The following is an 11,162-nucleotide window of genomic DNA, read 5'->3' on the forward strand; positions in this document are numbered from 1 at the left end:
CCGCCCCGGCTCACATGCTCTGCACGCCGAGCGCCACGACGTCATCCACCAGCACGGTCTCGTGGGTGAAGAATGGCTCGCCATAGCGGCAACGCACGAGCGAGCCGTAGTGCGCGTTCTGGGTGGCGATGAGCGAGTAGAAATCCTGTCCCGTGGGAAAGATCTCACCCGCGGCGCGCGCGCCGTCGAACTGGCTCGCGTAGCAGCGGATCGCCTCGAGCTTGCGGTCGAACTGGGCGCTGATGTCCACCACGAACGTCGGCTTGACCGGATCCTCGCGGTAGGCGAGCGCGTGCAGAATCTTGTGCGGCCGGTGCGGCGTGCCGCCGGCCTCGTAGCGCGTGAGCCCCGCGAGGAAGCAGGCGTCGCGGCCCAGCTCGGCGGCCACCCGGTGATCCGGGTGGCGCGCCATGGCGAAGGGCAGGATCACGAGCCGCGGCGCGAAGTGGCGGATCTGCTCCACCACCATGCGTCGGGCATCGTCGGTGTTGGCAAGGTGCGCGTCGGGCAGACCCGCGTTCCGCCGCTCCGCCACGCCAAGCACCCGCGCCGCGGCTTCCGCCTCCCTGGCGCGGAGCTCCGCGCTCCCGCGCGTGCCCGTTTCGCCGGCCGTGAGATCGAGGATGCCGGTGGTGTGACCCTGGTCCCTGGCGCGGAGCAGGGTCCCGCCACAGGTGAGCTCCACATCGTCGCGGTGCGCGGCGATGGCGAGCACGTCAACGGGCATCGGACAACCTCCGTCGGTAGGCGCCCATGGAGCGGCGCAGGAGGAATATCGCCGCGGCGCCGAGAATCGCCAGCGGAATGAGGTAGCCGGTGAGCGCGATCGCCCCCGCGGTAAGCGCCACGAGATTCCGCCACGCGGTGCGGAGCGCTTCCTCGATCGGGTTCTCTCCCGCTGCCACGATGGGCCGCGGCTCGTGCAGCGAGACGCTCAGCGTGCTCACCACGCTCCGCGCGCGAAGGTAGCGGAGCCGGCCGTCGTACCGCTCGATCTCCTCCCGCACCCGCGCCAGCTCGCGCTCCACCTGAAGGACGTCGGAGAGCTTGCCGGTGCGGGTGGCGAGGAGATCGATGAGCCGCTCCTCCAGCTTCCGCGCGTTGGTCTCGCGCGCCGTCACGTCGACGAACTCCTCGCCCACGTCCTCGGCCGAGACGTTGACGTACTCGACCCGGCCGATGGGGCGGAGGCCGGCCACCACGTCGTCAAAGCGGGCGGACGGCACCCTGAGCTCGAGCGTCGCGGAGCGGCTCTGATCGCGGCCGGCTTGGATGGCGGTGTTGCCGACGTAGCCGCCCACGCGCAGCGCGATGTCGCGGAGCGCCGTGACGGCGGGCTCGATCGAGTCCACCTCGACGCTCGCGTTGCCGGTGCGGATGACCATGGCGGACGTGGACGGATCTGCGCCGGGCGGGAGGTCGTCGCCGCGGCCGGCCCGGGCCGCAGCTCCGAGCGCGTCGGCCGCCTGCGCAGTGCTTTGGCTGAGCTCCGCAGGTGACGCGACGGCGCGGCGGGCGGCCTCATCCATCACTTTCGCCTCGCCGGCGACGTTCCGCGCCGGCTGATCCTTCGAATTCCGGACTGCGGCCGGACGCTGACATGCGATGAGCACGGCCGCGAGCGCGGACGCGCGCACGGCGCAACGGATGATGCGCATATGCCCTCAGGGTTGGAGTCCGGGGGAGATGCGCGGGGTGCCGCGCCGTGCACATGGCGCCCGCACGCACGGGCGCCGCAGGCCGGGCCGCCGCGTGTCACTCGTGCCGAAGCGCCTCGACCGGGTCCATCCGCGCCGCCCGATTCGCGGGATAGAGCCCGAACGCGAGTCCGATGCAGGCGCTCACCACTACGGCGAGTGCCGCGCTCCAGAGCGGCACGCCGGACTGGAACTGGAGCGCCGTCTTGAGCAACTCGCCCATGGCGAGGCCGACCACGATGCCGATGAGCCCGCCGAGCGAGGTGAGGGTCGCGGCTTCGACGAGGAACTGCCAGAGGATTTCGCGCCGGGTGGCGCCCAGGGCCTTGCGAAGGCCGATCTCGTGGGTGCGGTCGGTCACCGACACCATCATGATCGCCATGACGCCGATGCCGCCCACGAGAAGCGCTACGCTCGAGAGCGCTACCATCGCGATGAAGAAATAGCGGGTGAACCGGCCGACGACGTCGAGGATCTGGTCCTGCGCCACGAGATCGAAGGTATTGGGGACGTCTGGCCGGAGATTGCGCGCGCGGCGGAGCGCCACCGCAACCGCGTCCTTGGCGTCGGGCACCGCCACGCCATTCCGCGCCCGCACCGCGATGAAGAGATCGTAACTCTCGTTGTAGCGAAACTCGTTCCGGCCGGTGCGGTAGGGCATGATGCCGGCGATCTCCTGGCCGGGCGGCTCGAAGATGTTGCCGGGCTTCTGATAGACGCCGATCACCTGGAGCGCCACGCCGTTCGCGCGGACCGTCTTGCCGAGCGGGTCGGTCTGTCCGAAGAGCCGGCGGGCGACGTCGTCCTCCAGCACGATCACGTCCGCGCCGGACACCTCGCCGCGGGTGAAGAGCCGGCCACGAAGCAGGGTGCCGCCGATGATCTCCATGAACCGGTCGTCGGCGGCGTAGACGATCATCGTCTGGGTGTGCTCGCCCGCCACGGCGAGGCGCGCGAACACCTGGATCCAGAGCTGGGCGTACCCCACCTGCGGCACTCGGCGGATCGCGTCGGCATCGGCGGCGTCGAGCACCGGGCGGATGCGGTACTCGTACGGCAGGCGGTTCGCGTCCATCGGCGTCGCGGTGAAGAAGCGGAGCACGTAGAACACCTGCGGCCCCGCGACCTCGATGGCGTTGAAGATCTGGGTCCGGATGCCCTGGACCAGCGACGCCATCGTCATGACCGTCGCCACGCCGATCACGACGCCCAGGATGGTGAGGAAGGAGCGCAGCTTGTTGGCGCGGAGCGCGCCCAGCGCAATGCCGGCGCCTTCGCGGGCGCTGCGGATCATCGGGAGATCACCGTCGCACGCCCGCTACTCGACCCGGAGCGCGCCGATCGGATCGAGTCGGGCGGCGCGGCTCGCCGGATAGACGCCAAAGACGATGCCCGTGCCGCCGCCTAGAAGGAGCGCGACCACCACCGACCAGAGGGTAATCCGCGCGGGAAGAGGCGTGAAGTGCGCCACGCCCGCCGCGAGCAGCCACCCGGCCGCGACGCCGAGCAGGCCGCCCAGGCTCGAGAGGACGAGCGCCTCGACCAGAAACTGGCGCCGGATGTCGCGCCGGCGCGCGCCGAGCGACTTGCGGAGGCCGATCTCGCGGGTGCGTTGGGTGACGGTCATGAGCATGATGTTCATGATCACGATCCCGCCCACGACGATGCCGATGCCTACTACGGCAGGAATCGCCGTGAACAGGAGCCGAGTGAGGCTCTTCCAGAAGGCGACCAGCGCATCGGCCTTGTCCACCGTGAAGTCGTTGCTCTCGTCGGGCCGGAGCCGGTGGGCGATGCGCATCGCCTCTTCCGCCCGCGCCATCCCGCCGTCGATCGCCTCGGCGCTCGCCATCTTCACGGAGACCACGGTGGTCTTCCGGCGCCCGTACATCGCCTCGAAGGTGCTGAAGGGGACGAGGACGAAGGCGTCGAACGACTGCCCCAGCACGCGGCCCTTCTTGGCGATGACGCCTTTCACCGTGAGCTCGTAGCCGCCGACGCGCACCGGGCGGCCCACCGCGGCGGCGGGATCGTCGAAGAGCCGGTCGGCGATGTCCCAGCCCAGCGCCGCGACGTAGCGCCGCTCGCGTACGTCCGGCTCGGTGAGCGGCGAGCCGTACGCGTAGCGGTAGTCCTGCACGAGCTGGTAGGGCGGGGTGATGCCGAAAACGGCGACGCCGGTCACGGCGCGGCTCCCATGCGACACGTCGCTCACCGGCGTGGGCCAGCCCGACTGCAGCGCCACCGCTTCGGCATCGGGGAGCGCCTCGCGCACCGCCTCGGCGTCGTCGAGGGTCACGAGCGGACGCTTGGCGATGGCGCGCACCTCATCGTCGTCCAGCAGTCCCACGGCGATCGGGTTCCGGCGCACCTGGAAGGCGTTGGTACCGATCATGGCACCGGTGAGATTCTCCTTCACGTACGCGTTCATCCCCTGGATGATCGCGACGACCACCACGAGGAACCCGACGGAAACGATGATGCCGAGCAGGGTGAAAAACGAGCGGAGCTTGGCGCCGAGGATGGCGTGGACGGCGAGGCGGAAGGCTTCCGTGAGGGGCATGCGCGAAACATAGCCGCCGGCTACTCGTACCTGAGCGCCTCCACCGGATCGAGCCGCGAGGCCTTGCTCGCGGGATAAAGGCCGAAGAGCACCCCCGTGAGAATCGACACCAGCACCGCCGCCACCACCGACGCGAGCGGCACCGTGGCCGGGACCGGCGTGAACGAGCGCACGCCCCATGCGGCGAGCGACCCGAGCGCCATCCCGATGAGGCAGCCGATCAGCGTGAGCGTCGCCGCCTCCACCAGGAACTGGAACATGATCTCGCGCCGGGTGGCGCCGAGCGCCTTGCGCACGCCGATCTCGCGGGTGCGCTCGGTGACCGAGATCATCATGATCGCCACGACGCCGACCCCGCCCACCATGAGTCCCACGCCCGAGAGCACCAGCATGGCGATGAAGAAGCCGGCGGTGATGCTGTTGAAGGTGTCGAGCAGCTTGTTCTGGGTGACGACGGCGAAGTTGTTCGCGTCGCCCGGCCGGAGGCCGCGCGCGCTCCGGAGCGCCGCCGTCACCTGGTCCTCGGCCTCGATCACGGTGGCCTCGTCGGTCGGCACGACGGAAAAGTCCATCCACCCCTTCTGGTAGTCGGCCACCTTGGTGAAGACGGTGTGCGGAATGGCCAGCCGCGGCTTGTCCGCGTTGCTGAAGAGCGACGCGGCCTCCGCATGCATCCCCACCACCTTGAACGGCTGGCCGAAGATCTTGATCTCCTTGTCGATCGGGTCGAGCCCCGGAAAGAGCGCCTGGGCGAGCCGGTCGTTGATCACGGCGACGTGCGCACCGGCGGCGTATTCGGCCTCCGTGTAGTTGCGCCCCTGTAGGATGTCTCCGCCGTTCACCGTGATCCAATGGGGCCCGAACCCCACGATCGAGACGCCGCTCAGGTTCACGTCGCCGTAGCTTACCGGGCCCTGGGTGTATTCGCCGACGTTTACGTCGCGCACCGCCGGCTGCGCGCGGATCAGGTCCGCCTCCTCGATCGAGAGCCACGGCATGTGCACCCAGGGCGAGTTCTCATCCGAGCCATCGGAGATGTTGATCCCGCCCTGGAAGAAGCGGTAGACGAAGAACGTCTTGGGCCCGGCCTGCTCGAGCGTGCGGGTGATGCTGCGGTTGATGCCGGTGATCGCGGCGCCCATCGCGATGACGACGGTGACGCCGATGGCGACGCCCAGGATGGTGAGCGCCGCGCGCACCTTGTTCGAGCGGATCGAGTCGAGCGCGATGCCGACGCCCTCGCCCATGCGGTACAGCATGGAACCGCCGCGGCGGGGCCGCCCCCGCTGCACCGTGGCCGCCGCGCCCGTCACTCGGCCCTCAGCGCGATGATGGGGTCGAGCCGCGCCGCGCGGTACGCCGGATACACGCCGGCCGTGACCCCCACCGCGACGCCGAGCACCACCGCGAGCCCGATCGACCACGTTGCCACCGCGGCCGGGAGCGGCGTCACCGCCTTCACCACGAACGCGAGCACGAGCCCGGTGCCGATGCCCAGCAGCGCGCCGGTCGAGGCCAGCGTCGCCGACTCGACCACGAACTGGGCCAGGATGTCGCGCCGACGCGCGCCAAGCGCCTTCCGGATGCCGATTTCGCGGGTGCGCTCGGAGACGGCCATGAGCATGATGTTCATAATGACGATGCCGCCCACGACGAGCGAGATGCCCACGAGCATCGGCAGGGCGAGAAAGAGAATCCGGGAGATCTTCTGCCAGGTGCCGAGCGCCCCCTCGGCGGTCTGAATGTAGAAGTTGTCCTCTTCACCCGGCTTGAGCCGGCGGGCGATGCGCATGTACTGCTCCGACTCCGCCACCGCCGCCTGCATCGCTTCGGGCGAATCCGTCTTGGCCCAGAGCTCGTGCACGACGTTGGCCGCGCACAACTCGCGCCGCGCGGGCGAGGTGAACGGCACCAGCGCAAAGCGGTCGAGCGAGAGCCCGAAGAGCGTCCCCTGCCTGGCGATCACACCCACGACGCGGTACGGCAGCCCCGCGATCTCGAGGACGCGGCCCACCGGGTCGAGGTTGGGAAAGAACTTTTCGCGCACGAGATCGCCGATCACGATCACCGGCAGACCCGCCTGCACCTCCTGCGCGGTGAACGCGCGCCCCTCGGCGATCGTGTAGTTCTTGATCCGCGCGTACGCCTCGTCCGCGGCATAGAGCTGGATCTTGCCACGGAGCTTGCCCTGGGTGGCGGGCGTGTTGTCGTCGAAGCACACCCGCGCAAAGATGGTGGGCGTCTTGACCTGCGCGGCGAGAAATGCCGATTCCTCGTAGTTCACCCGCGGGCGGCGGAGCCAGAGCCGCCAGGTATCGTCGGTGACATTGCCGTTGTCGATGGCGGGAAAGCGGCGGACCTCGAAGCTGTTGACGCCGATGAGCCCGTTGGCGAACCGCTCCCGCATGTACTCGTTCATCCCCTGCACGACCGACACCACCGCGATGAGAAACGTGACGCCGATGAGTACGCCGATGAGCGAGAAGCCGCTCTTGAGCTTCTGGGTGCGGATGGTCCGGAGCGCCATCCGCACGGCCTCGAAGAGCGGCACCGACCGGGCCTCAGGCCGCTGCGTCGCGGGTGGCGCGGTCCGACGCCACCCGGCCGTCCCGGAGCACCACCATCCGCTCGGCATGCGCCGCGATGTCGGCCTCGTGGGTCACCATGATCACCGTCTGCCCCTGCGTGTGCAGCTCGGCGAAGACCCCCATGATCTCGTCGCTCGTGCCGCTGTCGAGATTGCCGGTGGGCTCGTCCGCCAGGAGAATCGAAGGCCGGTTGACCAGCGCCCGGGCGATGGCGACCCGCTGCCGCTGCCCGCCCGACAGCTCGTTGGGCCGGTGCTGCATCCGGTCGGCGAGTCCCACGCGCTCGAGCGCCGATTGGGCCACCTCGCGCCGCGCCCGCGCGCTCGTGCCGGCGTACACCAGCGGCAGCTCGACATTGTGCAGCGCCGTGGCCCGCGGGAGCAGGTTGAACGTCTGGAACACGAACCCGATCTCCCGGTTCCGTACCCGCGCGAGCGCGTCGTCCGAGAGGCGCGACACCTCCTGCCCATTCAGCCAGTACTCGCCCGAGGTCGGGGTGTCGAGGCACCCGAGCAGGTTCATCAGCGTGGACTTGCCGGACCCCGAGGGGCCCATGATGGCGACGTATTCGTTGCGGCCGATGTCGAGCGAGACGCCGCGGAGCGCGCGCACTACCTCGCTCCCCATCTCGTAGTCGCGCGTGAGGTCGCGCAGGCGGATCACCTGGTCGGTCATGATACCTTGCTCTCCTTCTTGGGCTCGGGCGCCTGCTTCACCCGGGTGCTGTCCTTCAAGTCGCGGATGGCCTGGTAGGTGCCGGCGACGATCGTTTCGCCCTCGCGCACGCCGTCGAGCACCTCGAAGTATTCGTCGCCCGCAATCCCCACCTTGACCGGCCGGAAGCTCGCGATCCCGTCGCGCACCACGAACACGCCCTCGGTTTCCTTCTTGCGGAACTTCCGGGTGCGCATCGTGTCGGGCCCCTCCGGACCCGCTTCGTTCGGCACCTTCTCGTTTTCGCGCACGGTGAGCGCGATGATCGGAATCGAAAGCGCGCGCGGCCGCGTGTCGGTGACGATGCGCGCGGTGCAGCTCAGGTCCGGGCGCACGTCCTGCGGCGGGTTCTTGAGCGTCACCTCGACGTCGAAATCCACCGCGCGGTCATTCGTGCCGGGGTTGCTGCCGCCCGTCGCCTGCGAGTTGTCCAGCTTGGCGCTGTTGCCGATCTTGGTGACGCGGCCGAGGAACGTGGTGTCGGGGTAGGCGTCGATGCTCACCGCCACCGAATCTTCGAGATGGAGCCGCACCACGTCGGTCTCGTCCACCTGCACCTTCGCCAGGATCGTGGACAGGTCGGCGATCGTCATGAGGAGCGCCGTTTCCTTGGAGAACGTGCCGGGCACGGCGACCTCGCCCTCCTCCACCGGCAGCCGGACCACGCGTCCCGAGATCGGGGCGAAGAGCCGGGTGCGCGCAAGATTGTCGCGCGCCTCCTTGAGACTCGCGCGTGCCTGGTCCACCTGCGCCATGTTCGACTGGTAGACCGACACCGCCACGTCGTACGCCTGCTGCGCCTGCTCCACCGCCTCGGGTGCGATGAGCTCGGGCGCGGTGCGCTTGATCTCGAGCGAGCGGTCGAGCGTGCGCTTGGCCTGGTCGCGGTTGGCCTTTGCCTGCAGCACCGCCGCCTCGTTCGAGGCGAGCGCCGCCTCTCCGCGCGACACGGCGCCCTCGAACTGAACCGGATCGATCTGCACCAGGAACTGGCCCTTCTTCACCCGGTCGCCTTCCTTCACCGCGATGTGGGTGATGCGGCCCGTCACGTCGGCGCTCACGTCGACCTGCTTGTCGGCCTCGAGCTTGCCGCTCGCCGTGACCGCCGCCACGAGGTCCCGGCGGCCGACCTGCTCGAGCCGCACCTCGACCGCCTTGTTACGCCGCTTGGCCGCGGCCGCCGCGATGAGGCCACCCGCGCCGATCACGATGACGCCGATGATGAGTCCGATCTTCATGCCACGCGACATGACTGCTCCTCGTCAGCGAAGGGGACGGCCGACCGCGGCCTCGAGGGCCGCGAAGGCACGGTGGTAATCGTACACGGCGGTGACGTAGTCTGCCTCGGAACGCTCGACCGCCGACTGCGCGTCGGTCACCTCGAGTGCCGTGCCGAGGCCGACGCGGTAGCGATCCTGCGCCAGCCGGAGCTGGTCGCGGGCCGCGGCGCGCCCGACCTCCTGCACGCCGATCGTCTTATATGCGGTGGTCAGGCCGAGGAACCGCGCGTGTACGCTGGCGCGCACCGCGAGTCCCTGGGCCCGCGCGGCCTCGTCCGCGTCCTCCTCGTCCGCCCGCGCCTGCGAAACCCGCAGCTCCCGCCCGAAGCCGCTGAAGATGGGGAGCGAGAGGGTGACCGTGGCTTGAAACGGTTGGCCGGCAAAGCCGAAGGGGAAAACGTCGTTCCGGCTCCGCACCAGTGCGGCGGTGGCCGGATTGAGCGACTTGCCCGTCGCGTCGAGCCCGAACGTGCCGAAGCAGTCGGGCGTCGTCCCGCCCAGATTGAGGCCGGTCCGCACCTGGTTGTTGAACTGGCAATCGGCGGCCTGGCCCTGCGCCGTCTGGAGCTGCTCGCTCAGCAACTGATTCTCGTTGGTGAACTGCTGGGCAAAGCCGGACCAGCCGGCCTGCGCCGTGAGCGTGGGAAAGTATTCGGACTTGGCGGCTCGCACGCTCGCGCCCGCAGCCGAGCTGCGCTCGCGGAGCGCGCGGAGCGAGGGATTCTCGCCCTCCGCCATCGTGATCAGCTCGTCGAGCTTGAACCGCGGCTCGGCCACGGTGAATGAGTCGGTGAGCGCGATCTGCTCCACCGGCGCCGGCGGCACCACGCCCATCCGGCGGAAGAGCTCCAGCTTGGCCTCGTTCTCCGTCTGGAAGGCGCGGAGCAGCGTCACCTGCGAGGTGCCACGCGTCGCCTCGGCCTGGCGGACATCGAGCAGCGTGGCCTGGCCCACGCGGTAGCGCGTTTGGGCGAGCCGCAGGAACTCCTCGTTCCGCCGCACCTGCTCCCGCGCCACCTCGGTCTGCGCCACCGCGTCTTCCGCGGTGAGATACTGGTCGGTCACGTCGAAGCGGAGCCCCACGCCGGCGTTCTCGATGTCCTGGCTCGTCGCGCGCTCCAGCGCCTTCTGCTGGCCCGGGCCCGCGAGCGTCTTGCCGTCGAGCTGCATCTGCAGGCCGATCGAGTAGGTGGACCGAAGAAACGGCGAGGTCTGATTGAAGAAGGCACCGAAGGTGGATTGCCCGGACCCGGTGTAGCCCAGGTCGCTCGCCACCTGCACGCTCGGCAGGAAATTGCCGTACGCGTTGCGCACGCCCCAGCGAGCGGGCCCGGCGTTGTTGAGCGCCTGCCGGTACACCGGACTGTGGCGCCGAGCCTGGGCGAGTGCGTCGGAAAGTGTGAGCGTCGCGAGCGGTGCCAACCGGGGCACGAGCGCGGTGTCCTGCGCGGCCATCGAGTCCTTCGCCGCGGTCGAGTCCTGGGCCAGGAGAGGCCGGACCAGACCGAGCGTCAGGACGAAGAGGACGAGCCGACAATGCATGCGTGGTGTCCTTGTGCGAGGCGAGTGCGACGGGCCCACTTACGAAGGCCCATCCGGAGAAGTTTCAGATTGTGACGACGAGAGGTAACTGACTGATGTGCTGGCGGTTGTTACTTCGTCGCCCGCGAGGCCACGATGCCGGCCGCGGGCAGTTCCACCCGCTGGACCCGGCCGAGCGCGTCGGTCACGATGGTGCCGGTGATATCGCCGGTAAGGCGGGTGCGCACGGCGTCGGCATCGCCGCCCGGCTCGCGGCGCGCGACGAAATCGGCAACGCGACGGGTGCGGGGAAAGACGGCGGTCAAGTGCGCGCCGGACGCCGAGGCGAGGTCGGCGACCGCTCCGTAGAGCGAATAGACGGCATCGTCGAGCAGTACCACGTCCCGGCCGCCCGGCATCTCGCGCCCCGCCTCCGACCCCTTGGTGATCGAGCGCACGATGAGCCGCGCCCCCGATCCCGCCGCAAGAATGACGAGATTCCCCTCGGGCCCCTGCACGTCGAGCTCGAACTTGGCGATGCCCAGGTCGGCGGTGCGCTCGAGCGTGGCCTCGATGCGAAGGCCGGCGCCGGGATAGTGCGCGTCCGCCGTGAGCGTGGACCCGCCGGCCCGCGCGCCGGCCCGGCTGAGCGAATATTCCTCCCGGCCGATCTCGCGCCCGTTCTGCTGCACGGTGAGCACGACGTCGAACCGCGCCTGCGCCCGGGCGGGGCGCACGAGTGGCGGCGCCGTGGCAAGCAGCAGCGGGATGGCGAGCAGGATGCGCATGAAGCTCCCGT

The 11,162-nt window shown here is 69.6% G+C and carries 10 protein-coding genes; all 10 read right to left on the reverse strand.

What is annotated here, in order from left to right:
* Positions 1-10: 10 nt before the first annotated feature.
* A complete protein-coding gene (gene bshB1, locus VFW66_14645; protein HEX5387939.1) occupies positions 11-727 on the reverse strand; it encodes a bacillithiol biosynthesis deacetylase BshB1 in 717 nt (238 codons plus the stop codon).
* The gene (locus tag VFW66_14650) at positions 717-1,658 is read right to left on the reverse strand and encodes a DUF4349 domain-containing protein (protein HEX5387940.1); all 942 of its coding nucleotides are present in this window, start codon (positions 1,656-1,658) and stop codon (positions 717-719) included. Before VFW66_14650 ends, bshB1 begins: the two co-directional genes overlap by 11 nt.
* Positions 1,659-1,755: 97 nt before the next feature.
* Positions 1,756-2,991, reverse strand: coding sequence for an ABC transporter permease (locus VFW66_14655; protein ID HEX5387941.1), 1,236 nt, complete (start codon positions 2,989-2,991; stop codon positions 1,756-1,758).
* A 24-nt stretch (positions 2,992-3,015) separates the two neighbouring features.
* Positions 3,016-4,260, reverse strand: coding sequence for an ABC transporter permease (locus VFW66_14660; GenBank protein HEX5387942.1), 1,245 nt, complete (start codon positions 4,258-4,260; stop codon positions 3,016-3,018).
* Between the two features lie 20 nt (positions 4,261-4,280).
* On the reverse strand, positions 4,281-5,519 hold the full coding sequence (locus VFW66_14665) for an ABC transporter permease (protein HEX5387943.1): 1,239 nt from the start codon (positions 5,517-5,519) through the stop codon (positions 4,281-4,283).
* A gap of 50 nt (positions 5,520-5,569) precedes the next feature.
* Positions 5,570-6,811 (reverse strand): ABC transporter permease, encoded by a 1,242-nt coding sequence (locus VFW66_14670; protein ID HEX5387944.1) that lies wholly within the window; start codon positions 6,809-6,811, stop codon positions 5,570-5,572.
* A gap of 10 nt (positions 6,812-6,821) precedes the next feature.
* Positions 6,822-7,523, reverse strand: coding sequence for an ABC transporter ATP-binding protein (locus VFW66_14675; GenBank protein HEX5387945.1), 702 nt, complete (start codon positions 7,521-7,523; stop codon positions 6,822-6,824).
* Positions 7,520-8,812: an efflux RND transporter periplasmic adaptor subunit gene (locus VFW66_14680; GenBank protein HEX5387946.1), complete on the reverse strand. Its 1,293-nt coding sequence runs from the start codon at positions 8,810-8,812 to the stop codon at positions 7,520-7,522. The genes VFW66_14675 and VFW66_14680 overlap by 4 nt, the downstream gene beginning before the upstream one ends.
* Before the next feature lie 12 nt (positions 8,813-8,824).
* Positions 8,825-10,384, reverse strand: coding sequence for a TolC family protein (locus VFW66_14685; GenBank protein HEX5387947.1), 1,560 nt, complete (start codon positions 10,382-10,384; stop codon positions 8,825-8,827).
* 110 nt (positions 10,385-10,494) lie between these two features.
* Positions 10,495-11,151 carry a hypothetical protein gene (locus VFW66_14690; protein ID HEX5387948.1) on the reverse strand — a complete coding sequence of 219 codons (657 nt, stop codon included), beginning with the start codon at positions 11,149-11,151 and terminating at the stop codon, positions 10,495-10,497.
* Positions 11,152-11,162: the final 11 nt, after the last annotated feature.

This window comes from Gemmatimonadales bacterium (assembly GCA_036279355.1).
In the GTDB taxonomy this organism is placed as follows: domain Bacteria; phylum Gemmatimonadota; class Gemmatimonadetes; order Gemmatimonadales; family GWC2-71-9; genus DASQPE01.

Coding starts and splice junctions, on each gene's coding strand:
- bshB1 (HEX5387939.1), bottom strand. CDS start 727: ATGCCCGTTGACGTGCTCGCCATCGCCGCGCACCGCGACGATGTGGAG.
- VFW66_14650 (HEX5387940.1), bottom strand. CDS start 1,658: ATGCGCATCATCCGTTGCGCCGTGCGCGCGTCCGCGCTCGCGGCCGTG.
- VFW66_14655 (HEX5387941.1), bottom strand. CDS start 2,991: ATGATCCGCAGCGCCCGCGAAGGCGCCGGCATTGCGCTGGGCGCGCTC.
- VFW66_14660 (HEX5387942.1), bottom strand. CDS start 4,260: ATGCCCCTCACGGAAGCCTTCCGCCTCGCCGTCCACGCCATCCTCGGC.
- VFW66_14665 (HEX5387943.1), bottom strand. CDS start 5,519: ATGCTGTACCGCATGGGCGAGGGCGTCGGCATCGCGCTCGACTCGATC.
- VFW66_14675 (HEX5387945.1), bottom strand. CDS start 7,523: ATGACCGACCAGGTGATCCGCCTGCGCGACCTCACGCGCGACTACGAG.
- VFW66_14680 (HEX5387946.1), bottom strand. CDS start 8,812: ATGTCGCGTGGCATGAAGATCGGACTCATCATCGGCGTCATCGTGATC.
- VFW66_14685 (HEX5387947.1), bottom strand. CDS start 10,384: ATGCATTGTCGGCTCGTCCTCTTCGTCCTGACGCTCGGTCTGGTCCGG.
- VFW66_14690 (HEX5387948.1), bottom strand. CDS start 11,151: ATGCGCATCCTGCTCGCCATCCCGCTGCTGCTTGCCACGGCGCCGCCA.